Source organism: Streptomyces fulvoviolaceus, assembly GCF_000718165.1.
Lineage (GTDB): Bacteria > Actinomycetota > Actinomycetes > Streptomycetales > Streptomycetaceae > Streptomyces > Streptomyces fulvoviolaceus.
The window spans coordinates 1-327 of the sequence record NZ_JOEY01000194.1; the positions used below are offsets into that span (position 1 = coordinate 1).

General features: G+C 64.8%; 1 protein-coding gene. It reads right to left on the reverse strand.

The annotated features are described in order from the left end of the window. On the reverse strand, positions 1 to 327 hold a 327-nt coding region (locus tag IG08_RS0153485; protein WP_030622352.1), incomplete at both ends, for an RICIN domain-containing protein.

Below are 327 nucleotides of genomic sequence, written 5' to 3' on the forward strand. Positions count from 1 at the left end.
GCACAGGCCACTGCTGACGCTCACGACCTGGTAGGTGCCGGAACCCGAAGCGGTGAAGCGCCAGAGCTGGTTGCTGCTGCCGACACAGGTGTACTGCTGCAGCTGGACACCGCTGGTCGTGCTGGAGTCGGGGACGTCGAGGCACTTGCCGCTGCCCACGGACATCAGCTCATAGGTCGAGGAGCCTCTGTCGATGACCGTCCACTGCTGGTTGGCCTGGCTGCCGACGCAGTTCCACTGCTGCACGAGGGCCTTGTTGGCGGTGCTCATGTCGACGACATCGAGGCACATGCCGCTCTTGGTGACCGCCAGGGTGTAAGTGCCGCC